Below are 24,700 nucleotides of genomic sequence, written 5' to 3' on the forward strand. Positions count from 1 at the left end.
TTAATGCGCCTCGTCCCAGTTTTGTCCACTATCTGTTTCGACTAATAGTGGTACAGCAAATTCTACATTCCAGCCTTTTCCGACGGCTGTCGTCGTCAAGACATCTTGCATCGCATTAGTAATTAATTGGCTAATATCATCAACCTTATCTGCATCGACTTCAAATACCAATTCATCATGGACTTGTAGTAGCATTTTTGCCTGAGATTTTGGTAATACTTTATCGACAGCAATCATCGCCAGCTTAATCAAGTCAGCCGCTGAGCCTTGTAATGGCGCATTAATCGCCGCCCGTTCAGCACCCTGCTTGACCATACGATTGCTGTGGTTGATATCAGGGGTGTAAAGCTTACGACCCAATATGGTCTCGACATAGCCTTGCTCATAAGCGCTGGCACGAGTATTGACCATATAGTTTTTCACACCCGGATAACGCTCAAAGTACATATCGATATAGTCTTGCGCTTCGCCGCGGCTCATTTGCAGCTGCTTAGCAAGCCCAAAGGCGCTCATACCGTATAGCAGACCAAAGTTAATGGCTTTAGCATTACGACGCTCAGTTGAGCTAACATCAGCAACATCTTTCCCTAACACTTCAGCAGCAGTGGCTGCGTGAATATCCAACCCTTCATTAAATGCATGAGTGAGATTTTCATCGCCTGAGAAATGCGCCATCAAACGCAGCTCAATTTGCGAGTAATCCGCTGCTAAAATAACGCGACCTGCTGGCGCAATAAAGGCTTGGCGAATCAGACGCCCAGTAGCGGTTCGGATCGGAATATTTTGTAAATTGGGATCGGTTGAAGATAAACGCCCAGTACTGGTCAGCGCTTGATGATAGCTAGTATGTACGCGGTCAGTCTCAGCATCTGCAACGTTATCTAACGCATCGGTATAGGTGCTTTTAAGCTTAGATAGGCTACGATATTCTAGAGTGATATCAACCAACGGGTGATCGATTTTTGACAATACCGCTTCGCCAGTCGAATACTGACCTGACTTAGTTTTTTTGCCACCAGCAACGCCTAGTTTTTCAAATAGCATCTCGCCAAGTTGCTTAGGAGAACCTAGATTAAATTCCTCGCCAGCAACTTCATACGCGCGTTTTTCTAAAGCGATAATTTCTTCATCAAAACGTTTAGACAGCTCATTTAAAAATGAACGTTTGATTAAGATACCGTGAGCTTCCATCTGGCAAAGTATTTCAGCCGTTGGGATTTCTAGCTCGTGCAGCAGCTTAGAATTATTTTCATCATCGGCAAGTTTCTCGCTGAAAATATCGAACAGCTGATAAGTGATATCGGCATCTTCGCAAGCATAATCACTGGCTATATCAATAGCCACTTTATCAAAACTGACTTGCTTAGCACCTTTGCCAGCCACATCTTCAAAGCTGATGGTTTGTGTTTGTAGATAATGCCGAGCCAAGTCGTCCATGCCATGACGGGTAATCGCGGCATTGATGACGTAGCTGGCAAGCATGGTATCCATTGCCCAATTATTAGGACGCTCATGTATCGCGCCAACTAAGTCGATATCATAGTGACTGAGAATATGCGCATCGTACTTTAAGTGTTGACCGATTTTGCCGATATTTGGATTTTCTAAAATTGGTTTGAGACGTGCTAATACTGTATCGCGATCAAGTTGCTTTGCCGTTAGTTCATCGTCTTCTAAGCTGTGCGTGAGCGGCACATAATAAGCCTCATGTGCTTGCACCGCAAACGATAGACCGACGATTTGTGCCTCGCGCCAATAAACGCTGGTGGTTTCAGTGTCAATGACAAAGTGTGGAGCGGCTTCTAATAACTGAATCAAACTGTCAAATGCAGGCTCATCTAAAATGGTATGCCAGGCTTTATCATGGCTTTTACTGTCTTTGATATCATCAATCTTGGTCGATTGTAGATATTTAGCGATTTGCGCTTGTGATTCGGCATCGGCTTGACTGTCAGCGACACTTTGCGAGCCATGCCCATTAGCGTTGGCGGGATGGTTCGGGTGGTCGAGAGAAGCCAGCTCATTTCTAAACTCAAGCTCATTATATAACTCACGTAATTCATCTATATGGGCACAAGGGTCGGTATTGATTTTTAAATCGTTCCAATCTTGACCGATATCTAAGTCCGTCACGATGGTCGCCAGTTTGGCATTGAACGGGATATCATCGGCGTGCTCAATCAAACCCTTTGCACCGCGACCTTTAATAAAGCCAATATGCTTTAACATATTAGCGATATCACCATATTCTACGAGCAAGTCTTTCGCCGTTTTTTTACCAATACCGGGCACGCCTTTGATACCGTCAGAGGCGTCACCCATCAAGGTTAAAAAATCAATCATTTGGTTGGGGTTAATACCAAATTTTTCAATGACCGCTGCGGTGTCGGTTACTTTGCCTGTAAAGCTATCCTCTAATATGACGCAATCATTGACCAGTTGCATCATATCTTTATCGCCGGTTGAGATGACCACGTGATGACCTTGCTCGACCGCACGGTGAGCAAGCGTACCGATGATATCATCGGCTTCCGCCCCTTCAATGCGTAACAGTGGAATACCCAACGCGGTCACCAAACGATGGATATAAGGAATTTGCTCTAATAGCTCTATATCGATGGGTGGACGGGCAGCTTTATAATCCGCAGACATATGATGGCGAAAAGTCGGTGACTTGGTATCAAAGCAAACCGCCATATGAGTCGGATGATAACGGCGCATCAGCTTTAGCAGCGCATTAAGCGTGCCGCGGATGGCGTTGGTTATCAGTCCTTGCGAATTTTGCATGGTTTTTGGCAGCGCATGATAAGTACGAAACAGATAATAAGAGCCATCAACTAAAATAAAAGGTGGCTGGTCTTTGTCGACGTGACTGGTGTCCATGGTTGCAACATTTGGCATGGTATCGAAGTTAGGCAACGCTTTAGGATCGAGTGCTTGGTGGGAGTTGTGGTTATTGTCTGAGCTAGGGTCGGTCATGTGGTCAGTCATAAAAGTCACTTATCAGCTATTAGATAAAAATATGTGCTTATTATAACGCTAAAATCAGCGCGTGCTGAACTGCTTAAAAGTTACTAGATATTCTTATACTCATAGCTTTTATTGTTAAAGTAACTAAAATTTAACCACACATAAACAAAAGAACCCAGACCAGCTGAGTTCTTTTGTTTATTAATATCGTCGTTGTTATTACTGAGAGTGAGAGCTTATTTTACTTCTGAGGTCACTTCGCTATCAACATTACCGTGGGTAGCTTTAGAATATGGGCAGACTTTATTGGCTTTTTCAACCAATTGTTGGAATTCATCAGCAGATAGCTCTGTATTTTCAGCAATAACGTGAATTTTAACGGCTAATTGAAAATCTAGGCCTTCACCTTTCATTAAATCTACCGATACTTCAGTAGTAGAATCAAACTTTGCTTTTTCTGCCCCTTTGACTGCAGCAAGTGCACCATCAAAGCAAGCAGCATAGCCCATAGCGAATAGTTGCTCTGGGTTATTACCGTCTTTACCAGAACCAGGTGCAACCATATTAATCGTCAAATCGCTGTCTTGAAGGCTAGCGCTACCTGCACGGCCGCCAGTTACAGAGGCTTTAGTAGAATATAGGGTTTCCATGATTTATCCTTTTATATGAATTGTTGTCCATCATTTTTTAGATCGTGTTTTTTAAGTCTTGTTATAGCTAGTTTTAAAATAGCCCATCTAGCATACCAGAGCATCAGGCAAGCTTTATATAGCGGCAGTAAAAGTATGCTATGAATTTGTAAGTTCACCTTCTAAGTTCAGAAGCCAAAGAGTAAGTTTGCTATAACTCGTCGTTACAGTAGGGTAAACTAGGCGTATAAAATCAGATTTATAACAACCATAATTATTGATACTAGTATTTAAGAAGGACGCCGGAAAATGAATAAATTAATAATGACACCTATTGCACTCTCGTTATTGGCGTTTGCGCTTACAGGCTGCGGTGAGGGTGAGGATGCTATTTTTGGCTCGGGTAGCGGTAATAATGAGCTGACAATAAGTACTATTGAACGCAGCTCAAATGCCATTGCACGAATCGATACCACTTATCGCACAGGCGCACGTGATGTTAAAAAGACCAATATCATAGGCAGTTATAATCAAAATCTAGATGATTTAGACGTTTCAGTAGTCCTATCAGATAAATTTGAAGGAACGCTTGAAGATAAAAATATCGAAGTGAATGGTCGTATTGTTAAGCGTCCTATCTATGAGAAAAATAGCAACAACCAGTTTAACTATGAAACTAATTATAAAACGCTGAATTTATCAGGCAAAAGCGCAAACAGCTATCGTCGCGGCGACCGTAATAATAAAAGCACAGGCGTACTGACGGATTTGAATAATTATACCGCTATTCCGTCTAACGCTACTTTTCCTTCAGGTTCGGTATGTTATGTTCCTGTAGCGTCTACAGACCGTTCTTTCTTTAGCTTTAGTCAAAATAAGCGAACTGGATATTTGACATTAGATAAATGGACGGAAGCAGCAGAAAAACAGTTTGGTGATAATCGTGCTTCTAAAACAACCTTGCTCAATATCGGTGCAGGTAATAACCAACAAGCTTCGCAAGTCGAGTTTTTTGCCACCAATAATGAACCTAGCTATCTTTATAATGGGGTTGAATATAATAAGGTCATTTATAATGCCGACTTTGTGGGTAAAAACCAAAGCCCACCGAATCAAAATGATGTAACAGGAGTGATTGACTGTACAATAGTCAATGATATCGCCGCGGACTTTTTAGCAGATCAAATCAAACGTTATTATTAAATTCAAAAAATATTAAACACTCTCTATTTAACCAGTAGGGAGTGTTTTTTTTATGCGCTAATTCTGCATCCTAACGTTAAATCCGCTACAATACGCCCATTGTTTACTCTATTTATTTAGATTGACTTCTAAATGACACAACCGTCGAAGCCGAAAATTATGAGCGTAGATCCAAAGAAATTAAATAAAGAAGTTGCCAAACGCCGCACCTTTGCCATTATCTCGCATCCCGATGCGGGTAAGACTACCATGACCGAAAAGCTGCTGCTATGGGGTCAAGCCATTCAAGTAACTGGCGAGGTAAAAGGTCGCAAAACCGACCGTCATGCGACGTCAGATTGGATGAGCATGGAGCAAGAGCGTGGTATTTCTATTACCACCTCGGTCATGCAGTTTCCCTACCAAGAGTACATGGTCAACTTACTTGATACCCCTGGTCACGCCGACTTTAGTGAAGATACTTATCGTACGTTGACCGCAGTAGACAGTGCGCTAATGATGGTTGACGGCGCAAAAGGCGTTGAAGAACGTACCATCAAGCTGATGGAAGTTTGCCGGATGCGCGACACACCCATCATTTCCTTTGTCAATAAGCTTGATCGCCAGATTCGTGAGCCACTTGAGTTACTCAGTGAAATCGAAACGGTTTTGAAAATTAAATGCATTCCGCTAACGTGGCCGATTGGTATGGGTCAAGATTTCGTCGGCGTTTATCATTTAACTGAGAATAAAACTTACCTCTATGAAAAAGGTCATGGCGGTGAAATTACTGTGGCTGAGACTCGCGAAGGTTATGACTATCCTGATATCCGAGAACGCTTGGGCGCGCTGATGTTTAATTCATTTGAGGAGTCTCTTGAGCTGGTACAAATGGCGTTAGAGGACTTTAGTGTGGAAGCGTTTTTAGCTGGCGAGATGACGCCAGTATTATTCGGTACGGCACTCGGTAACTTCGGTGTCAATATGGTACTTGATACGCTGGTAAAATACTCACCACCACCAAAAGCGCATCCGACTACTGAGCGTGAAGTGGCAGCAACAGAGACAAGTTTTAGTGGCTTTGTCTTTAAGATTCAGGCCAATATGGATCCGCGTCACCGTGACCGCATTGCTTTCTTACGTGTCTGCTCAGGCAAGTACGAAAAAGGCATGAAGATGAAGCATGTGCGTTTGGGTAAAGAGGTGCGTATTGCCGATGCCTTGACCTTTTTGGCAGGTGACCGTGAAACGCTAGAAGAAGCGTATCCAGGTGATATCATCGGCCTCCATAACCATGGCACGATTTCTATCGGTGATAGTTTCACTGAGGGCGAAGAGCTGAATTTCACCGGCATTCCACATTTTGCCCCTGAATTATTCCGTCGTGTGATACTAAAAGATCCCCTCAAGTCAAAAGCCTTGCAAAAAGGTCTACAGCAGTTGAGTGAAGAGGGTGCAACTCAGGTCTTTATGCCACAGATTAACAATGATTTAATCTTGGGCGCTGTGGGTGTGCTACAGTTTGAAGTGGTTGCCCATCGTCTCAAAGAAGAGTACAAAGTCCAATGTATCTTTGAGCCGGTATCGATTGCGACCGTACGCTGGATTCATTGCGATGATGAAGTGGCGTTGGCTAAATTTAAGCGTAAAGCCCATGACCAATTATCTTTAGATGGCGGTGGTTACTTGACGTATCTTGCGCCATCACGAGTCAACTTGCAGCTGATGCAAGATCGCTATCCAGAAGTCACCTTTAGCAATACTCGCGAACACTAAAATCAGCGCGCTAATCACTCTTTATGTTTAATTTTAAAAGACACGCCTATCGTGTCTTTTTTATTGCTTATGATTTATTTAAAGAACACATTACTACTTTGTAATAAATATTAATCACTCGAAAACACAAACAGTGTTCCTACAATACAGGACCGTGGTTACGGTAAAATGTCAATAAACCTTATATGTATACATATCAAAGAGGCTATATGAAATCTGCAACCCAACTTCATACTAATAAGTTAGCAGCAGCCCAACCGTTAGCGCTAAAGACTGGCTGGCTGCGTCTAATGGGCGTGTTAGGTAGTGGGGTGCTATTTAGCGCATTAAGCTTGTCAGCGCATGCTGGTAGCCTTATTAGCAGCACTGATTATCTGGATTATGAACTACCAAAAAAGATACAGGAAGCTTGCCTTCAGCGTGATAAATGCCCAGAGATTGAAGTCAAATATCTCAAGACTAATCATAGTTGGATAAACGATATCACTAACGAGCGCATTAATAATCTAGTCGTTAATAGCAAGCCTACTGAGTCAGCACCTATCACTACTAAAAGCAATCAAGCAGACGTCAAAAGTGCCATCGATAGTTTTGTTGCCTCACAGTTCGCTGATTTACCTGCAGATAGCGTGTTTGTTTATAATTTGATGGTGACGCCTGAATACTTAGGTCACGTCAATGATTTTGAGATGTTTGAGATAAATTCCTACGTCTTTACCGGTGGCGCTCATGGGATGCCTTATAGTGAATATTTGGTGTTTGACCAAAAGACTAAAAAACAAATCCAGTTAGCAGATATGTTGCAGAGTGGTAAAAAAACACGATTCAAAGCGCTGGCCTATAATGCTTACAAAGACTGGGTGAAAACAGTCGATGAAGACGTTAGTAGTTATGAGAAAAACTGGCCGTTTACCCTGAGCGATAACGTGACATTGACGGATAAAGGGATCGATATTCGTTATCAGCACTATTCTATTGGCCCATATGCTTATGGGATGCCAGTGCTGAGCATTCCTTATAATAAGCTTGGCGGGATTATAAAACCTAACTTTATTCCTAAATAATGAAGATTATATCTGCATAATATTTACGACAATAATTTAACATTAGCCATTGGGTATTTGATAAAAAACAAGGAGTCATAGTATGACGAACCATACAGATAATGTGAATGCGGCAACAACAGACACGTGGCAGCTTAAGGCGTTAACAGAGGCACTCGGTGACCTGACATTGACGATAACTGACAGTCTATCTGTTGGACGAGGTAACGATAATGATGTGGTGCTTGGTAGCAAGCAGATATCACGTAATCATGCCGTGTTGAGCGTCTTAAACGGTAAGTTGTATGTAAAGGATTTGAACTCATCGAACGGTACATTTATCAATGATGAACGTATTGAAACCAATGAATCTAAATACCTTAAGGCGAATGATACACTTGGATTTGCAAGCTTTAGTTTTCAAGTAACTGCGCCATTGGCTGCTATGGACAATGAGGAAGTAGTTGCAGATAAACCAACTTTGATGTTGAGTCCTGATACTGAAATCACGCCTATTGTTGAAGTAGAGCCGGTTGTTAAAGAAAACCTTATCAAAGAAACTATTATTAAAGAAACCATGGTCAAAGAGATATTACCTAATAGTGATAATTTAGAAGCTACCTCTATTACAGCTGTGCAAGACGCAAAACCAGCTAACAGTCTGGCTAAGATAGACGAGCCAGTCGTTAAAGAAACAGGAATTGCTGATGTCTTATCAGCTACAAATAATTTGCAACCTGCACCGGTTGAAACGGCTCCCGCTATTACCACAATACCTGACAAATCTAGTGTAGCCGCTGAGCAGGAAGCGCTGACAGCTCTAGAGGCTGCACCGACATCATCGACAGCCTCTGTTAATAACGAGCTACCCGTCACGCAGCCAGTGTTATCTGAAGAATCAGCAGTACGCGAAGAACTAATCTCATATGAAGAACCAACTTTACATGAAGAAGCAGTAGCTCAGGCAGAGCATGACAAAACCACCACAACTGCCCTGCAAGAAGAAGCTGATCCCGATATTCTACGCGCGAAACAGGCAGCCACAGGACAGTTTTCAGGCACTGCTAATCTAGGCCAGTCTCGTGATCTCGGTACGACAGGCAACAATGCCATGGATCAAGCCATTAGCAATCCTGCTAATGCAGGTTCGGTCGAGAAAAAGCCTAGCGGTGGTTGGTTTATATGGGTTTTCCTTGCCATTATTATTATCGGCTTAGCGTTATGGTTATTTAATACGGGTATGGTATAGGCAATATTTGATAGTAAGACAATATTAATCATGTACTGCTCAATGATAAAAGTGATCGTCACCTCACTTTAATACCTTATAGTCAGTTCAATGTCAAAGCGGTATAGCGGGACTGGGATGGTTTTTTTTCAGCCTCTGTCTACGTAGGCACAGCAAGCAAGAGAAATTCATTCCAGTCTAGCGTCATAAAACAACGTATCTATTTTATTGGGTATAGACTATTGCAGCATATGATGAGTAAGTTTCATCTGTATTCACTAAATCTGTCATAACTTATAAGCATTAATAGTTGGTAAGTTTACATAATTATTTTGAGAATTAACCGATAGATGGTAAGTCAAAAAGAAGCCAGTGCTTATATTTTTGGCTGACAAAGTAGATGGTTTAATAAAGAGTTATAAAATTAGTTATTTAACGATAATAAAAACTCTATTATAATCAATTGCTTGAGTTTTTTTATGAAAATAAAAGCAAAAAAAGCAAAAAAGGGCTTGCGTCTGCCAATATATTTGATAGAATAGCCACCACTTTGAGAGAACAAGCCGACTTAGCTCAGTTGGTAGAGCAACTGACTTGTAATCAGTAGGTCGCCAGTTCGATCCCGGCAGTCGGCACCATCTCTTTCAAAGTAGCTTTTTATGAATTTACTTTAAATTAAAGTTATTTTATATCAAGCAATCTAGGTGGGATTGGGGAGCGGTCAAACCCAACAGACTGTAAATCTGTCGCGAAAGCTTCGAAGGTTCGAATCCTTCTCCCACCACCATATTTTTTCTAAAGTTTGTCTTAGCGCCAAGCATACTCTATATCTTTAACGACTTTATATAAAGTCAATGCCGATAAGAGTAAATGCGGGTGTGGTATAATGGTAACACCTTAGCCTTCCAAGCTAATGACGCGGGTTCGATTCCCGCCACCCGCTCCATATATGCACCATCGCAAAAATTATCAATAATTCATCACGACAGTCAGTTATTATCGCTGTATCGTGATATTTTTTTTAGTGCAACTTACTGGTTGGCTAGAATACGCTCATATAGCTCAGCGGTAGAGCACTCCCTTGGTAAGGGAGAGGTCTTGAGTTCAATTCTCAATATGAGCTCCATTTATTGTTACAGGCTTTTATATTTGCTTTGCTACTTTCACACAGAGCCTTGCGTCGATATCGAAATTATAAAATATTGAAAAATTATAAATACAGTGTGGCAAATAATGATTTGAGGGTGACACTGAGGTGTTGCCTTTTCGTGCTGTCAGTTTATTAGTAAATGCTACACTTGTTTATCTTTTTAAGATATGAACAAAGTACAGCGAGATAAAGTTGTGCAACAGCGCTGCTATATATTAGCCTGTGGTATTCAATAGATTGAAAAGCACGTATAATGCCCTTATTTATAGGCTTAGTATCCAGACGTATGGAAGTTATACATAAGATATCAGCGCTATCATAGATTTTTAGTTAACAAGTTTTATCGTTAAAACCTAAATTTTGTTAGCTATATAGAATAAACATAGTGTCAACGGTTTGATGGTCATACATCAGAAGCCGTCAAACAGTTATTTACCAATCTTTGATTGATAAATATTCACCAAAAAAAGAGGAAATACCCATGGCAAAGGCCAAGTTTGAACGCGTAAAACCACACGTTAACGTCGGTACCATCGGACACGTTGACCACGGTAAAACAACCCTTACCGCTGCTATCGCAACTGTAGCTGCAATCACCTCTGGTGGCGAAGCCAAAGACTACGCAGCAATTGACAGTGCACCAGAAGAAAAAGCACGTGGCATCACCATCAACACCTCACACGTAGAATATGACACGCCAACACGTCATTATGCTCACGTCGATTGCCCAGGTCACGCCGATTATGTTAAAAACATGATCACTGGTGCGGCGCAAATGGATGGTGCTATTCTAGTTGTATCAGCCACTGACGGCCCAATGCCACAAACCCGTGAGCACATCCTGCTTTCACGTCAGGTTGGCGTACCGTACATCGTCGTGTTCATGAACAAATGTGACATGGTTGATGACGAAGAATTGCTTGAGCTAGTAGAAATGGAAGTTCGTGAATTATTAAGCGACTATGACTTCCCAGGTGATGACACCCCAATCGTTAAAGGCTCAGCTACTGAAGCCCTTAAAGGTTCACAAGAAAAATACGGCCAACCAGCGGTCGTAGAACTACTAAATATCCTAGACACCTACATCCCAGAGCCAGAGCGTGACATCGACAAAGCATTCCTAATGCCAATCGAAGACGTATTCTCAATCTCAGGTCGTGGTACTGTTGTAACTGGCCGTGTTGAATCAGGTATCGTACGCGTTGGCGACGAAATCGAAATCGTCGGTATCCGTGACACGCAGAAAACCACCTGTACTGGTGTAGAGATGTTCCGTAAACTGCTTGACGAAGGTCGTGCAGGCGAAAACTGTGGCGTACTACTACGTGGTACTAAGCGTGAAGACGTACAACGTGGCCAAGTACTTGCTAAGCCAGGTTCTATCACTCCTCATACCAAGTTTGACGCTGAAGTATATGTATTGTCAAAAGAAGAGGGTGGTCGTCACACACCATTCCTAAACGGCTATCGTCCACAGTTCTACTTCCGTACCACTGACGTAACTGGCGCAATCCAATTACAAGACGGTACTGAAATGGTAATGCCTGGTGATAACGTTGAGATGGGCGTAGAGCTTATCCACCCAATCGCTATGGACAAAGGTCTTCGCTTTGCAATTCGTGAAGGCGGCCGTACGGTAGGCGCTGGTGTTGTTGCTACTGTATTGAACTAAGATTTGAAACATCAGAGCAATCTGATGCTTAGTTTATGTTAAGTAGTTAGTTAAAAGCCGCTCTCTTTATTGAGAGCGGCTTTTTTGTGGGTGTTTGTAGCTAAAGTAAAGGGTTGTGATTATAGTGTTTATAGCTGAAGGCAAAACAATCTTAATTTAAAAAAAGACAGAAGAGAGCTGATGTTCAATATAGAAATACTAACAACCGACCTAGATGAAAGCATGGCAACGATTAAAAATGTCGCTGCTATCGAAGCGGTTGTCCAGTTGCAAGAGCCATGGACTTATCAAACACTTAACGATCTGCTCAAACAAGATAGTATCAGTCTAATGGTCGTTATTCATACTTCTAAAAACGAAGTGATTGGCTATTGCTTATATCAAGTATTGTTTGAGCAAGCAGAAATTTTACGTATTGGCACTCATCCTGACTATCAGCGTCAAGGCATTGCTTCACAAATTTTTGCTAGGCTAAATGAAGAATTGAAGGTCAATCAGGTAGAGAGTCTTTTGTTAGAGGTGCGAGCAGATAATACTCCTGCGATAGGATTATATGAACAGCAAGAATTTGCGGTGATTCATAGACGTAAGGGCTATTATCAATTACCTCATCAGCCAGCGATAGATGCTTTAATCATGCAGCGTATTTACCGTTAATGGCGTCAAATACCATTGAGCGAATTTATTAAAATAAAAATACTATATTAGTCGGATTTTTTATTATCAGAGTGAGGGTGTTTGCTTTTTACAGACTTCAATATCAAGCTTGTATTCACTGTCTGCTTTCATATGTTCGAGAATATCAATGCGTTCGGTCAACATCTCTATCATCAAACTGATGGTAGCTTGTTGTTTTCTGATTTGAGTCAGTTTTTGCTGGGTAAGGGTCAACTGTAAGTCAATATCGAGCTGCCCATCGTAATAATCGTTGAGGCTATCTTTTATTTCAGTCAGCGTAAAGCCAATAGCTTGCGCGCTTTTGATTAATTCGATACGCTCAACACATTCTGGGTGAAACTCAGTATATAGCCGTGAACCTGCCTGACGTTTACGGGATTTCAGCAGCCCCAATTGGTCATAGTGACGAATTGTATCTTTGGTGGTATTGGCTTTTGACGCCAGCTTTCCTATTAATAAAAATGATGTATCAGGTGCCATAATAAACTCATGGTTATAAGGTGTAAGTGGCTGATTATATAGATAGTGATTGTGGATGATACTTAACGATAATAATGATGTTTATCCAGTCAGTTTAGACACTTAATTGCCATGGATTTAAGGTATGAAGTAGCGATACTGGTAAAGGTTTATGAGAATCTTTGAGCCATCTGCTTGAACCATTAGCTATTAAAGAATCTAATTGGATTAAGAATTTCGCGCGCGGTAAGGTAGTTGCGCCTAAACTCATCAGGTGCTCATTGGGTAATTGGCAATCGACGAGCGCTACATGACTCTGATCACACAAGCGCATTAAGCCCCAAAATGCCAGTTTTGATGCATTGGAGGCACGATGAAACATCGACTCGCCAAAGTAAATACTGCCTATTTTTAAGCCATATAAGCCTCCAATCAGCTGTCCTTTATCATCCCAAACCTCAATGCTATGGGCAAAACCTTGAGCGTGCAGCTCAGTATAAGCTTCAATCATTTCATTATGAATCCAAGTATGTTCGCCCTCAGGCTGACTTTCATTAAGATCGTCATTGACGCCATTACTACGCGGTAAACTACAAGCGTGTATGACCTCATCAAAAGCGTGATTAAGGGTTAATTGCCAACGCTCACGGTTCGCTTGTTTGTGTAGTGATTTGCTCGGTTGATAGTCAGCTGGCACCATCACACATCGTGACTCAGGACACCACCAAGCAATGGGTTCGTCTTCATTGAACCACGGAAATAACCCTTGCGCGTAAGCAGAAATCAGGGTTTCAGGTGCCAAATCCCCCCCAATAGCCACAATACCTATGCCATCAGGATCCACCATAGCAGGATCTGGGAAGTCATAACGCCCAAGACTTCTGATATTTTTACCAAAGGTCTCAGACGTTATATGAGCCGCATTGATATCAATATCAATGCGGTCGTCGTCTTTAGAAGAGTTGCTCACTTAAGCTTCTTTGTCTGCAGTCAACGTAGAGTCATAAGTATGATCACGAGCAACCGTTTCGCCTATTGCATCTAGATACTTTTCAGCATCGAGTGCTGCCATACAGCCTGTACCCGCAGAAGTAATCGCTTGACGATACACATGATCTGCCACGTCACCTGCGGCAAAGACGCCTTCAATGCTGGTTTGGGTCGCATTGCCATTAAGTCCACTATTGACAATAAGGTAGCCATCTTTCATCTCTAACTGACCTTTAAATAAGTCAGTATTGGGCTTATGACCAATAGCGACAAACATACCGAACACATCCAGTTGCTTAGTGCTGCCATCGATCATAGATTCGATGACAACGCCATTAACGCCCATGTCATCACCAACCACTTCTTTTACGCTGTGGTTCCACTCGATTTTGATATTGCCGTTTTTAGCTTTTTCAAACAGTTTGTCTTGAAGGATTTTCTCAGAGCGCAAGCTATCACGGCGATGCACTAAAGTGACTTCAGCTGCGATATTCGATAAATACAGCGCTTCTTCAACAGCCGTGTTACCACCGCCAATGACCGCAACTTTTTGGCCTTTATAAAAGAAGCCATCACAAGTCGCACAAGCGGAAACGCCAAGCCCTCTGAATTTGGTTTCTGACTCTAGACCTAAATACTGTGCTGATGCGCCTGTTGAAATAATTAATGCATCACAAGTGTAGTTGCCATTATTACCAGTCAGCTCAAAAGGGCGTACATTTAAATTAACTTCATTAATATGGTCATAAACCAGTTCTGTACCAAAGCGTTCGGCATGGGCTTTCATACGATCCATGAGCGCAGGACCCGTTAAATCATGTGCATCACCCGGCCAGTTATCGACTTCGGTGGTGGTCGTGAGCTGTCCGCCGACTTCCATGCCCGTAACCATAACAGGCTTTAAATTGGCGCGCGCCGCATAGACCGCTGCCGAATATCCGGCAGGACCTGAACCTAAAATAATCAATTTTTCGTGGCGTGGAGCAGTATTATCAGTTGCCATAAGATTTCCTTGCTAGAGCAATAAAAGTGAAAAGGTTCAACGTTAAAATAATAAGTAGATATTATAAGTATTATAAAAGATAAGCGTAAAAATGACGACGTATCTGGTTTTTATCGTTGCTATGTGATAATAACATAAGGGCTAAGAGCAAAAAGTGCAAGTTTGCTAAAACAAATATGGGTATCATTAGAACTAAAGCATCTGACGCTTGAAATTTTAGTGTTCAAAATGAGTCAATATTCAAATATAGTCATGGGAAAGTAATATTGATATATCACGTACTGCTAGTATGAATTTTTCTTGCTTGCTGTGCCTACACAGACAGAGGCTACAAAAAATTTATACCAGCAGTACTGTAGCGTTGTTAAAGTATTTTGACTATGTTTTACTGCAAAAATAAAGTCAGTCTTTCTTAATGGCCGTATTTTTAATGAAATTACTGCCAGATTGATTTTCTTATGCTCTTTATTTATAAGACGGTCGCCACGGCAGCTATGTATTTGTTATTATAAGAAGTTATATGCCGAGCACAAAATAAAAACAGTAACGCGTTTAATATTTTACGGTAATATTTTAGATACAGTTTTCGTATCATTACGCCGCATCAGTAGTAACCTATTGCAGCAGTCTCTATCAGGAATTTATGTCAGCATGATTAAGCTTAATCATGAGTTGGCGACCATTTAGTATTAACAACAAGGCAGATCTTACGTGATATCAGCACCACTTATTGATTATTTAAAAAAGGGCATATTTACCCTACTTGGGTCAATACTAGCGGTTTACTTGTTTGTCATTTTAATGACTTATACGGGTAATGATCCTAGCTGGTCGCACATCAGTAGTGATATGACTGCGATTAATAATATGGGCGGCGAGACGGGTGCTTGGCTATCAGATTTGCTCTACAGCTTTTTTGGTTTTGGCGCGTGGTGGTTGCTGGCGTTTTTGGTTTATGAATCTATCCTAATTTGGTGGGATAACAAACCAACATTTTGGCTACTACGCTTGGTTGCTTATGTATTTTTAATTTTAAGTGCCAGCGCCTTATTTGCGCAAGTGATTGCTTTGGTGCAGCAGGTAGCGGATCCCATGGTGTCAGGTCTCAAGGGTGTTGCTGGCGGTATTATCGGTCTTGAATTACAAGCGCGGCTGGCTCAGCTGTTGTCGCAGTGGGGGAGTGTGACGTTTTTGACAGTGTTCGTCATTATTACGGCCACGTTTGCTTTTAATATCCATTGGCTGACGATTTATGAAAAAATCAAGTCATGGTCGTGGCTTGGCTCTGGTATCAGAAACCAAGATAGTGAGTTTGATCATAGTCAAACATCACAAGAAGCCGATGCTGTCCAACAGGATGTTAATGACACTGTGATGGCTGAAAAAAACCAGCAAGAATATGAGCAGTTACCGCTTGAATTGCAAGCCGCTGACCACGCTGGTAATAGGGAAAATGGAAGTAGAAGTGGTCGTTTCAGTAACGTTTTGACAGATTTTTTATCGACTTCAGGACTGGGTGCTGGCGTAAAAGCCTCTATGATAGCAGCGGCACAAGCAGCAAGTGATAGTGCAAGACGGGATGAGCAATTACAAACGGCTGCCACCATGCCTAGTAGTGCCACTATCTCTAATCCTAATCAAGGATCAACGCCTGTTTCAAACGCTCCTATAACGCCAGTAAGAAAAGTTGAACCGAGTTTTGCATGGAACGATGCCAATACTGTCGATGATTTGTTGGCGAATGAGATGAATATGGGGCAGGATACGATACCTTATGATTCTGCTACGATAAACGCGCCACGTTCAGATGAATCTGCCGCTGACTTTTTTGATAGCTCAAATATAGACGTTTCTGATGCAGAGACGGATAGTAAAGAACTCTCAACGACAAATATAACGTCTACTCAACCTGCTTTTGATACCAATCAAGAGAGTGTTCAGTTGCCTAACGAATCACAAGTCCATTCATTGGTAAATGCTGAACATCATACGAACACTGATATTTCTGATTCAGTTGACACTGTTGATACCTTAGTGGATGCATGGTTAGCAGAACATGCAGCAGTGCCTTCAGCTACTGAACTAGGTAAAGAGGAAGAAGCACCAATATTAGAGACGGTATTTGCGCCTACTGTAGAGGTATCTGATAATTTAGTGAATGACTCAGTTAATAAACCTGCTGATGACTTTTCTAATGAATGGTCTGTTGAAAAAGCTGAGTTCTCAAATGACTTGGACTCCTCTTCTATAGCCGGCATGGGCAGTGCGTCAAAAGTGGTAAATGTGATTGCGCCAGCTTTCGAAACCACTGATATGACGCCAACCAATACCCCGCCTGCTAACCCTAAGTTACCTCCTACGGTAGAAACTAGCGCTTCAACGCCAGATAAGCAGTTAATAACAGCTACGAAGCCAACGGTAAGCTTTGCGGTGCCAGAAGGCGATAGCAGCAATCATATTACCGATATGATGCCGGAAGACGATAGCGTTGAAGATAGTAATGCGCCCGTTATGCCGCATATTAGTGATGATATTGCGTTCAGCCAAAAATCACGATCGATGCAAACGGCTGCTTATCGTAGCAGTCTGTCACCGATTCCAGAGATGTCTATTTTAGATAAGCCAGATCCCAATCGTCAGCCAAGCTATACGCTTGCTGAGCTTGAACAATTATCAGAGCTTTTGGAGATTAAGTTACAAGAGTTCAATGTAAAAGCAAACGTCGTCAATGCGATTCCAGGTCCTGTGGTGACCCGCTTTGAAGTAGACCTAGCACCTGGAATAAAAGCCAGTAAAGTCACGGGGATTTCACGGGATTTGGCACGTTCATTATCAATGGCATCCTTACGTGTCGTCGAAGTGATTCCCGGTAAACCCTATATTGGCATTGAAGTGCCCAATAAACAGCGCGAAATGGTGCGCTTGATTGAGCTATTGGATACCGAAAAATTTAAAGATCCTAAAGCACAAATTAGTATGGCGATGGGTAAAGATATTGGCGGTAAAGCTATTATTACTGATCTTGCACGAGCGCCCCATATGTTGGTTGCTGGTACGACAGGCTCTGGTAAATCAGTCTTGGTCAACGCCATGTTACTATCGATGCTGCTTAAATATACGCCGAATGAGCTGCGGATGATTCTTATCGATCCTAAGCAACTTGAGCTTGCCAACTATAATGATATTCCGCATTTGCTGACGCCAGTCGTTACCGATATGACCGAAGCTGCCAGCGCTTTGTCATGGTGCGTCGCAGAGATGGAACGTCGTTATCAGCTCATGAGCTTATTAAAAGTCCGTAAGCTGAATGAGTTTAACAAAAAAGTTATCGCTGCTGAAAAATCAGGTAATCCCATGCTTGACCCGTTATGGCGACCCAATGACAGCGTGAGTATTAGTCAAGCACCTAAGCTCAAGACTTTACCTATGATTGTGATCGTTGCCGATGAGTTTGCTGATATGATTATGCAGGTTGGCAAGCAGGCGGAAGAATTAATTACACGCTTGGCGCAAAAATCGCGGGCAGCAGGGATTCACTTAATTCTTGCGACTCAGCGTCCATCGGTTGATGTGATTACCGGTTTGATTAAAGCTAATATTCCAGTACGAGCGGCGCTACGAGTGAACTCAAAAGTGGATTCGCGCACTATTTTGGATAGTGGTGGCGCAGAAGATATGCTTGGTAATGGTGATATGCTGTTCTTAGGGCCCGGACAGATTGAACCGGATCGTGTCCATGGTGCCTATGTCAGCGATGAAGAAGTCAATAGTGTCTGTGATGCATGGCGTGAGCGCGGTGCACCTGATTACATTGATAATATGGCTGGCAATTTTGAGTTGTCTAGTCCCGGTGGCGGCAGTAGTGCCAGCGCCTCTGGTGAAGATGATGATCTTTATAATGAAGCCGTTGGTTTTATTATGGAGACACGTAAAGTTTCTGCTTCTAGTATCCAGCGTAAATTCAGCATTGGTTATAATCGTGCCGCGCGTATTGTAGACTCAATGGAGGATGCGGGGCTGGTCAGCTCAATGGGTAAGAGTGGTAAACGTGAGCTATTAATGTAGAAAAATGTTGATTTTGAAAAGTAGTTTTAATTAGTTATCGTTGGTTATTTATATTTGAATAAATATCAAGAGTAATAACTACGCCTGCTTAATATATAGGAAGTTTTATGAAAAAAATGGTATTTACTATTATCATTGCGACTTTATGTATTTCCAATATTACGCTTGCTGATACGTTTCAAAAACAAATGTATTGTTCTAAGCCTAGTAAACCCTACAATTTTACATCTGAGTCTCAATACAATCGGTTTGTCGATGATGTTAACAAGTATCAAAGTTGTATTAACGACTTTGTTGATGAACAGAACCGTGGGATTAAAAATCATCAAAAATCAATAAATAATGCGATTGAAGAGTGGAATAGGTTTGTTCAGTTTGAACTGAAGTAAAGCTTTCAGAAATAAAAAAGTCAAGCATAACTGTTTGGCTTTTTTTATGAGTAGATATCACTAAGAAAACAACGCTATAGTAGTTTAACTTCATTTAACACTTATAAACCAAGGAAGGTCGGTTATGTTTAAAGAATATACCCAATACGATGCGTTAGCACTAGCGGCATTGGTTAATGCAGGGGAAGTCAGCGCTAAAGAGTTGCTTGATGCGGCAGTCGATCAAGCCAATCAGCTCAATCCTAAATTGAACGCTATTATTCATCGTTTTGACGAGCGTGCTTATAATGCAGCGCAGGCAGGACTGCCAGCCGGTGTATTTAACGGCGTCCCTTATTTATTAAAAGACTTATCTTTTAGCTTCGCTGATGAACCTCTCACCATGGGCAGCCGTAGTGTCAATATCATATCAAAAAGCGATAACGAAATCGTCAAGCGTATGAAAGCCACGGGTGTGAACACTTTTGGTAAAACCAATACCCCAGAATTTGGCTTGATTATCACCACTGAACCAAAAGCGCATGGCGTGACTCACAACCCTTTTAAGAAAGGTTATAGCTCTGGTGGGTCATCGGGTGGTAGTGCGGCGGCTGTGGCAAGCGGTATCGTACCGATGGCAGGCGCTGGTGATGGTGGTGGCTCTATTCGTTTTCCTGCCGCGTGGTGTGGTACATTTGGACTTAAACCCAGTCGTGGTCGCAACCCAATGGGTCCCTTATTTGGCGAAGGCTGGGAAGGGGCAGTGGCAGATCATGTGATTACGCGTAGCGTGCGCGATAGTGCCGCCATGCTTGATGCGACTAGCGGTGCAGAGATCGGTGCGCCTTATATTATTGCGCCACCAGATAGTACCTTTCTAGAGGCCGCAATGCGCGTGCCAAGGCAATTAACCATCGCCTTGCATCAACAACCGTTGGTCGCTAATACTGTGGTCGATAAAGAAGTCCTTGCCGTATTAGAGCAGACAGCTAAGCAGCTGGAAGCCATGGGGCATCGTGTGGTGCCTGCTGAACCTAATATTAATATTGAACAGTTTTGGCATGATTTTTTAGTGGTAGTCTGCGCGCATACTGCTTTTACCATCGATAATATCGAGCGTTGCCACGGTGCACAGCACATACAAAATCTTGAGCCGCAAACGTATAATATGGCGATGCTTGGACGTTCATTATCTGCCGTTGATTTGGCTCACGCTAAGCAGGGCTGGCATGATAGCCAATATCAAACCGGTCTGTTGTTAGAGACCTACGATATGATTTTGTGCCCAACCGTCCCGACACCTGCAGTGAAACATGGCGTACTACCACCAAGTCGGATGGATGAGATGCTTATGCGTAGTGCGGGTTTGCTAAACAAAGGCATTGATATGGGTAAATATGCCTTTAGTTCGGGAGTGATTGAAAAGTTAAGTTCGCCAGTACTAGGGAAAATGGGCTTTACTTTATTAGGTAATATTACTGGACTACCGGCTATGTCATTGCCCGTCGGCATGAGCAAAAAAGGTCTGCCAATTGGTATGCAGCTGATTGGGCGCATGAATGATGAAACGACGTTATTGAGTGTCGCTGGAGAGATGGAGCGCGCCGGTTTATTTACCAAACTTGCGTTTGAGATGTAGTTTTATATGCCTGTCTATATCTGTCTGACGCTTTATATCTATTGCTTTTGCTTTGATTCAATTGTTTTAATCAAAGCGATAGATATCCATGCCTAAACTATGGTGCGCCATACTTTGGTGGACGACAGAGACGCGCTGACCAGCACCTAAAGCAAAAAATAGTGGCAGTAGATGCTCATCGCTTGGATGTATATCCTTGTAGTCAGGGTATTGCTGCCAGTCCAGAGCGCTAGGAATGTCTGTTTTTAGCTGTTGTAGTAACCAGACTTTAAAGTTTTTTGCGGTTTGGTCAATACTCTCTGCTTGCCAGCGTAACGCCTGTAAATTATGCGTAATATTCCCTGAGCCAATAATCAGAATTTGCTCATGGCGCAGCTGTGCTAATTGTGCGCCCAATTGATAGCAGGCGATACTGTCATAATAGTGTGGCAAGGATATTTGTACGATAGGAATATCGGCCTGCGGATACAGGTGTAAAAGTGGCGCCCATACGCCATGGTCGCTGACACGCAAGGGATTAACCCGACAAACAATACCGCGCGCGCTCAGTTGCTGCGCCAGTGTCTCGGCAAGTGCTGGGTGACCAGCAGCAGGATATTGAAGCTCATACAGCTCAGGGTTAAAGCCTGAAAAGTCATGCCAAGTCTTTGGCTGCGGATTACTACTGATTTCAAGTTTGGCCGATTGCCAATGCGCAGACATAATGACGATAGCGCGGGGCTTAGGTAGGTTTTGTCCTATACGTGCCAGCGCGCTTGTCGTGGCTGATTGTTCGATAGCGAGCGTCGGAGCACCATGCGAGATAAATAGCGCAGGTAGTTTCGGTCGTTTCGCTGCACTCGATATAGTCGGCGCATCTGCCCAAGCCGCCGCCGCTGTGATTGGCGTCGATATTAGTGGAGTAGACAAATCGTCACGGTTGTCATCGCGTTGCTGATTGGCACTTTGAGCATTAGGTGTTGCAGGTTTAGGATATCTCATGTTGCATTTATTAGGGCACGCGCCCAGTTTTCAATCTGTTGATCATTGTGATTGTTTATGACGTTTTTACGAGGTAATTGTTTTTGCATTATCTTTACATTGGTTTTAATTACCACGGTGATAAGGATGGTTATGATTGATACTCATCGCTCGATATAGCTGCTCCATGAGCACAACGCGTACTAAAGGATGCGGTAGCGTAAGCGCTGATAATGACCATTTCACATCTGCTTTTGCCAATACCTCTGGTGATACCCCGTCGGCACCACCGATGACTAAGGCAATATCATCACCTTGCTGCATGCCATCAGCCAGTTTATCTGCCAAATCTTCGGTGGAAAGCATTTTACCTTTCACATCCAATACCCATAATTGTTCACGTCCTCCAGCAGCATGAGCGGCTAATATTGCCAGACCTTCTTGCTCACGGTATTGAGCCAAATTGGCATCCGAAGGGTTTTTAGCGCGTTTTGCCGCAGCAATTTCAACAATTTCTGTACTGAGCATCGGCTGGATACGTTTGTAGTATTCATCAAAACCAGTTTGTACCCATTTTGGCATTTTATTACCAACGGTCAATATTCTTACTTTCATAGTGCGTACCATTTCAATAGATGATTAATTGTAACAAAAAAATTCTGCGCTTAAGGTAATGTAACAAACGAACCTTTTACAAAGCAAAGTTTTGTGCTTTACTAGCATTCGACAAACAGTTGTTCTTTATTTTTCTGTTTTATTAAAAATTGCCTTTCTAAAAGTTGTTCTCTTAAAGATTACTTGCTTAAAAAGAGTTCAAGAAAGTGAGGTATTTCTTAAGGAGATAAGGAACAACAGTATGATGTCTTTATAATAAACCAAAAGCTAGCTTGAAACATTTTTTAAGCGAAAGGAGTCGTTCATGAATCGTACTATATCAAGTTTACTTACCCTGAGTGCCGGTGCACTGCTATCTACCTCTGTTTTTGCTGCTTCTTTAAATGGCACACAGTGGCAAACTATCGACGATAAAACCGGTGAAAAAAAGGCCGTTATTCAGCTCACTGAAAACAGTGGTAAAGTGTCAGGAAAAATTATCAAAGTCCTCAATAAACAAAATGCTGACGCCGTTTGCACCAAGTGTCCCGGTAGCCTAAAGAACAAGCCTATTGAAGGGTTACAAATATTGTCAGGCTTAAAAGCTGATGGTAATAATCAATGGAGTGATGGCAAACTGGTCGATCCTGAGTCAGGAAAAACCTATTCTGGAAAGCTTACATTGAGTGATAATGGTCAAAGCATGAAATTACGCGGCTATGTCGGTTCACCAGTCTTTGGTCGCTCGCAAACGTGGCAGCGTATTAAGTAAATTGGCTGTTAATCCTATCATTTATTGATAGCAGCTCTGGTTGTTTTTACTTAAAATAAATCTATTGAAGCAAGAATAACGAGAGAAAAAGCATTTAGGAAAAAGTGTCAAAAGTAAAAGGATAGCTAATATATATTGGCTATCCTTTTTAATTTTTGCACATTTATTGGTATATTTAAGGTTTTTTATTAGTAGCGCTTTTTAGTAGCGACATTACATAAGTGGCGCAATCGTCTCTGATACCGCGCCATCTTCCCACTGAGGATTATCGCTATTATCAGACAAAGTAGGTTTTGGAATGATGGTGAGTTTGGCGTCCGATTCAAAAACAATGGCCTCGACATCATCGAAACGGTGAATACCTTCAGAACGCATGGCGCATTCAATCTCTTGTCGAGTCAGACGCTCGGCACGCATCGCATCGGGCAAAAACTGCCCTTGATAAAAAACAATGCGCGGCTCAGATAAAATAAAACTGCTAAATTGCGGTGAAATAGAGGCGTATTTGGTAACCAAAAATTGTAATAGATAGAGCACTACAATAGAAGACATACCTTCGATAAAAGGGATGTCTTTGAGCAAAATAGTACTGGCGCTCAATGAGCCAATCATCACGGTGACAATCCAATCAAAATTATTGAGCTGTGAGGTAGAGCGTTTGCCGGAGATTTTGGTGGCGACCACAATCAAAATATAAACCATGACCGTAGTCAGAACAATACGTCCAAGCTTATCGATATTGTCAAAAAAAAGTGTGTCCATGGTCTTAGCTCCTACTAATTAAAGTTAATCGTCCTAAAGACAGCGTAACGGAATTTACGTATGAATAGGGCAGAAACTTTGTAGTCGCTTGTCGATGACGTTAAAGCGTTCAATCATCATTTAATAGCAATAAATACTTAACTGGCTTTGCGATTAGGATCGAGCAGACGATTGAGGGCCCAAATACTGATGCGTGCGCTCACTAAACTAAGTACCAATATCATGATTAATGCAGAAAGCAGCGGTAGCGGCTGTTGCATGCTCATATCGAGTAGCACCTCACGGCTCACTGCATCAAATAAAAAGAACCAGATACCTAAGAAATAAACGACAGTGAGCAGCCAAACCACAGCTACCCCACCGAACATTAAGCGATTGATTTCACTGCTATCCAATGCGCGCTGTTGATGCTTGATAAATTTCTGCACCGCAATATAAGCGCCCATAATGATGGATAGCACGGTCACCATTTGCGCGTTTAGGGGAAACTTGGTTTGAATAATCATAAATAGCGCACTGGCAAGAATATAACCAACGGCAAAAAATCCAACATAGGGTGTCAGTTTAGGTTGAGTAAGTTTTGCGCTTGGCGGCAATCCATGACGTCCTGATTGAGTAGTAGACTTACTAAGTTGCGGCGATTTGCGTGACATAAGATGACCTTTATAAAGGGGAGAGCGTCGTTTTGATAAAAGCGCGATAAAAGCTGCAAAATATTTATCCCAGCAGCATTGTCTTGCTTATAAAGTATATTGACTAT

General features: G+C 42.2%; 19 protein-coding genes and 4 tRNA genes. 14 read left to right on the forward strand and 9 right to left on the reverse strand.

The window, feature by feature from the left end:
• Both polA and DABAL43B_RS02420 read right to left on the reverse strand, forming a co-directional pair.
• A complete protein-coding gene (polA, locus tag DABAL43B_RS02415) occupies positions 1 to 2,991 on the reverse strand; it encodes a DNA polymerase I (RefSeq protein ID WP_413771825.1) in 2,991 nt (996 codons plus the stop codon).
• 215 nt (positions 2,992 to 3,206) lie between these two features.
• A complete protein-coding gene (locus DABAL43B_RS02420) occupies positions 3,207 to 3,620 on the reverse strand; it encodes an Ohr family peroxiredoxin (protein WP_079690913.1) in 414 nt (137 codons plus the stop codon).
• Between the two features lie 288 nt (positions 3,621 to 3,908).
• Between DABAL43B_RS02420 and DABAL43B_RS02425 the strand changes: the two genes are divergently transcribed.
• From DABAL43B_RS02425 to rimI, 10 genes are all read left to right on the forward strand, one after another.
• Complete coding sequence (locus tag DABAL43B_RS02425; RefSeq protein ID WP_079690914.1) at positions 3,909 to 4,802, forward strand: hypothetical protein; 894 nt, start codon at positions 3,909 to 3,911, stop codon at positions 4,800 to 4,802.
• Positions 4,803 to 4,961: 159 nt separating this feature from the next.
• Positions 4,962 to 6,557, forward strand: coding sequence for a peptide chain release factor 3 (locus DABAL43B_RS02430; protein ID WP_079690915.1), 1,596 nt, complete (start codon positions 4,962 to 4,964; stop codon positions 6,555 to 6,557).
• Positions 6,558 to 6,766: 209 nt separating this feature from the next.
• Positions 6,767 to 7,621, forward strand: coding sequence for an RsiV family protein (locus DABAL43B_RS02435; RefSeq protein WP_079690916.1), 855 nt, complete (start codon positions 6,767 to 6,769; stop codon positions 7,619 to 7,621).
• A gap of 82 nt (positions 7,622 to 7,703) precedes the next feature.
• A complete protein-coding gene (locus DABAL43B_RS02440) occupies positions 7,704 to 8,849 on the forward strand; it encodes an FHA domain-containing protein (RefSeq protein WP_079690917.1) in 1,146 nt (381 codons plus the stop codon).
• Between the two features lie 541 nt (positions 8,850 to 9,390).
• Positions 9,391 to 9,466 (forward strand) — tRNA-Thr (locus DABAL43B_RS02445).
• Positions 9,467 to 9,531: 65 nt separating this feature from the next.
• Positions 9,532 to 9,615: transfer RNA gene (locus DABAL43B_RS02450), tRNA-Tyr, on the forward strand.
• Between the two features lie 85 nt (positions 9,616 to 9,700).
• Positions 9,701 to 9,774: transfer RNA gene (locus DABAL43B_RS02455), tRNA-Gly, on the forward strand.
• Between the two features lie 105 nt (positions 9,775 to 9,879).
• Positions 9,880 to 9,954 (forward strand) — tRNA-Thr (locus DABAL43B_RS02460).
• Between the two features lie 505 nt (positions 9,955 to 10,459).
• Positions 10,460 to 11,650, forward strand: a complete 1,191-nt coding sequence (gene tuf, locus DABAL43B_RS02465) for an elongation factor Tu (RefSeq protein ID WP_079690918.1) — start codon at positions 10,460 to 10,462, stop codon at positions 11,648 to 11,650.
• 180 nt (positions 11,651 to 11,830) lie between these two features.
• Complete coding sequence (rimI, locus tag DABAL43B_RS02470) at positions 11,831 to 12,307, forward strand: ribosomal protein S18-alanine N-acetyltransferase (RefSeq protein ID WP_079690919.1); 477 nt, start codon at positions 11,831 to 11,833, stop codon at positions 12,305 to 12,307.
• Between the two features lie 66 nt (positions 12,308 to 12,373).
• Here rimI and DABAL43B_RS02475 read toward each other — a convergent pair whose 3' ends face one another.
• The 3 genes from DABAL43B_RS02475 to trxB form a co-directional block, all read right to left on the reverse strand.
• Complete coding sequence (locus DABAL43B_RS02475) at positions 12,374 to 12,808, reverse strand: MerR family transcriptional regulator (RefSeq protein ID WP_079690920.1); 435 nt, start codon at positions 12,806 to 12,808, stop codon at positions 12,374 to 12,376.
• A gap of 94 nt (positions 12,809 to 12,902) precedes the next feature.
• Positions 12,903 to 13,634: a leucyl/phenylalanyl-tRNA--protein transferase gene (gene aat / locus DABAL43B_RS02480; protein ID WP_413771838.1), complete on the reverse strand. Its 732-nt coding sequence runs from the start codon at positions 13,632 to 13,634 to the stop codon at positions 12,903 to 12,905.
• A 123-nt stretch (positions 13,635 to 13,757) separates the two neighbouring features.
• Entirely contained in the window at positions 13,758 to 14,780 is a 1,023-nt protein-coding gene (gene trxB / locus DABAL43B_RS02485) for a thioredoxin-disulfide reductase (protein WP_079690921.1), read from the reverse strand.
• A 711-nt stretch (positions 14,781 to 15,491) separates the two neighbouring features.
• On the opposite strand from trxB, the gene DABAL43B_RS02490 reads away from it, so the two are divergent.
• The 3 genes from DABAL43B_RS02490 to DABAL43B_RS02500 all read left to right on the forward strand — a co-directional run bounded on the left by DABAL43B_RS02490 (position 15,492) and on the right by DABAL43B_RS02500 (position 20,852).
• Complete coding sequence (locus tag DABAL43B_RS02490; RefSeq protein ID WP_079690922.1) at positions 15,492 to 18,845, forward strand: DNA translocase FtsK 4TM domain-containing protein; 3,354 nt, start codon at positions 15,492 to 15,494, stop codon at positions 18,843 to 18,845.
• A gap of 107 nt (positions 18,846 to 18,952) precedes the next feature.
• Positions 18,953 to 19,234 (forward strand): hypothetical protein, encoded by a 282-nt coding sequence (locus DABAL43B_RS02495; RefSeq protein WP_145952484.1) that lies wholly within the window; start codon positions 18,953 to 18,955, stop codon positions 19,232 to 19,234.
• A gap of 124 nt (positions 19,235 to 19,358) precedes the next feature.
• Positions 19,359 to 20,852, forward strand: coding sequence for an amidase (locus DABAL43B_RS02500; protein ID WP_079690923.1), 1,494 nt, complete (start codon positions 19,359 to 19,361; stop codon positions 20,850 to 20,852).
• Between the two features lie 66 nt (positions 20,853 to 20,918).
• Here the strand turns inward: DABAL43B_RS02500 and DABAL43B_RS02505 are convergent, their stop codons facing one another.
• Both DABAL43B_RS02505 and rlmH read right to left on the reverse strand, forming a co-directional pair.
• Positions 20,919 to 21,833: a DODA-type extradiol aromatic ring-opening family dioxygenase gene (locus tag DABAL43B_RS02505; protein ID WP_079690924.1), complete on the reverse strand. Its 915-nt coding sequence runs from the start codon at positions 21,831 to 21,833 to the stop codon at positions 20,919 to 20,921.
• A 105-nt stretch (positions 21,834 to 21,938) separates the two neighbouring features.
• A complete protein-coding gene (gene rlmH / locus DABAL43B_RS02510; protein ID WP_079690925.1) occupies positions 21,939 to 22,427 on the reverse strand; it encodes a 23S rRNA (pseudouridine(1915)-N(3))-methyltransferase RlmH in 489 nt (162 codons plus the stop codon).
• A 304-nt stretch (positions 22,428 to 22,731) separates the two neighbouring features.
• On the opposite strand from rlmH, the gene DABAL43B_RS02515 reads away from it, so the two are divergent.
• Positions 22,732 to 23,178: a DUF2147 domain-containing protein gene (locus tag DABAL43B_RS02515; RefSeq protein ID WP_079690926.1), complete on the forward strand. Its 447-nt coding sequence runs from the start codon at positions 22,732 to 22,734 to the stop codon at positions 23,176 to 23,178.
• A 213-nt stretch (positions 23,179 to 23,391) separates the two neighbouring features.
• On the opposite strand, the gene DABAL43B_RS02520 is transcribed toward DABAL43B_RS02515, so the two are convergent.
• Positions 23,392 to 23,940, reverse strand: a complete 549-nt coding sequence (locus DABAL43B_RS02520; protein WP_079690927.1) for a DUF421 domain-containing protein — start codon at positions 23,938 to 23,940, stop codon at positions 23,392 to 23,394.
• Positions 23,941 to 24,077: 137 nt separating this feature from the next.
• Complete coding sequence (locus DABAL43B_RS02525) at positions 24,078 to 24,593, reverse strand: ABZJ_00895 family protein (protein WP_079690928.1); 516 nt, start codon at positions 24,591 to 24,593, stop codon at positions 24,078 to 24,080.
• Positions 24,594 to 24,700 lie beyond the last annotated feature (107 nt).

Origin of the sequence: Psychrobacter sp. DAB_AL43B, from assembly GCF_900168255.1 — a bacterium.
Classification (GTDB): Bacteria; Pseudomonadota; Gammaproteobacteria; order Pseudomonadales; family Moraxellaceae; genus Psychrobacter.

Coding starts and splice junctions, on each gene's coding strand:
- aat (WP_413771838.1), bottom strand. CDS start 13,634: ATGGTGGATCCTGATGGCATAGGTATTGTGGCTATTGGGGGGGATTTG.
- DABAL43B_RS02495 (WP_145952484.1), top strand. CDS start 18,953: ATGAAAAAAATGGTATTTACTATTATCATTGCGACTTTATGTATTTCC.
- DABAL43B_RS02440 (WP_079690917.1), top strand. CDS start 7,704: ATGACGAACCATACAGATAATGTGAATGCGGCAACAACAGACACGTGG.
- DABAL43B_RS02430 (WP_079690915.1), top strand. CDS start 4,962: ATGAGCGTAGATCCAAAGAAATTAAATAAAGAAGTTGCCAAACGCCGC.
- tuf (WP_079690918.1), top strand. CDS start 10,460: ATGGCAAAGGCCAAGTTTGAACGCGTAAAACCACACGTTAACGTCGGT.
- DABAL43B_RS02420 (WP_079690913.1), bottom strand. CDS start 3,620: ATGGAAACCCTATATTCTACTAAAGCCTCTGTAACTGGCGGCCGTGCA.
- DABAL43B_RS02515 (WP_079690926.1), top strand. CDS start 22,732: ATGAATCGTACTATATCAAGTTTACTTACCCTGAGTGCCGGTGCACTG.
- DABAL43B_RS02520 (WP_079690927.1), bottom strand. CDS start 23,940: ATGGACACACTTTTTTTTGACAATATCGATAAGCTTGGACGTATTGTT.
- DABAL43B_RS02505 (WP_079690924.1), bottom strand. CDS start 21,833: ATGAGATATCCTAAACCTGCAACACCTAATGCTCAAAGTGCCAATCAG.
- rlmH (WP_079690925.1), bottom strand. CDS start 22,427: ATGAAAGTAAGAATATTGACCGTTGGTAATAAAATGCCAAAATGGGTA.
- DABAL43B_RS02435 (WP_079690916.1), top strand. CDS start 6,767: ATGAAATCTGCAACCCAACTTCATACTAATAAGTTAGCAGCAGCCCAA.
- DABAL43B_RS02525 (WP_079690928.1), bottom strand. CDS start 24,593: ATGTCACGCAAATCGCCGCAACTTAGTAAGTCTACTACTCAATCAGGA.
- polA (WP_413771825.1), bottom strand. CDS start 2,991: ATGACTGACCACATGACCGACCCTAGCTCAGACAATAACCACAACTCC.
- DABAL43B_RS02475 (WP_079690920.1), bottom strand. CDS start 12,808: ATGGCACCTGATACATCATTTTTATTAATAGGAAAGCTGGCGTCAAAA.
- rimI (WP_079690919.1), top strand. CDS start 11,831: ATGTTCAATATAGAAATACTAACAACCGACCTAGATGAAAGCATGGCA.
- DABAL43B_RS02425 (WP_079690914.1), top strand. CDS start 3,909: ATGAATAAATTAATAATGACACCTATTGCACTCTCGTTATTGGCGTTT.
- trxB (WP_079690921.1), bottom strand. CDS start 14,780: ATGGCAACTGATAATACTGCTCCACGCCACGAAAAATTGATTATTTTA.
- DABAL43B_RS02500 (WP_079690923.1), top strand. CDS start 19,359: ATGTTTAAAGAATATACCCAATACGATGCGTTAGCACTAGCGGCATTG.